The organism is Bradyrhizobium sp. Kon69, from assembly GCF_055807515.1.
On sequence record NZ_JBVVOS010000531.1, the window covers coordinates 1 to 243 of the forward strand.

General features: G+C 44.9%; 1 protein-coding gene. It reads right to left on the minus strand.

Going from position 1 to position 243, the window contains the following annotated elements; all coding sequences use genetic code 11:
* Positions 1 to 243, minus strand: a 243-nt coding sequence (locus tag AC0L3U_RS40050; protein WP_473365217.1) for a hypothetical protein, incomplete at both ends; no start/stop codon positions are given.

Sequence of the window (243 nt, forward strand, 5' to 3'; positions counted from 1 at the left end):
GTTGCGTGTTAGATACTTTAGATTGTCCAGGTCATACCGTTGGGCTTCCTTGCCTGCAAATCCCAGGAAGCCAACACCAATATCCAGCTTTTTAAGAAGTTCCGGGCGGTTCAATAGTGTGCTGGCGACGCTTTTTGCTTCGTCGGAAAAGTACCGATCACTGTGTACTAATCCTGCTGCTTGTTTCAGCTCATTGAAATTTACGTAACCGTTGCCAGTTGAATCAAACGCTTTATGGTATTT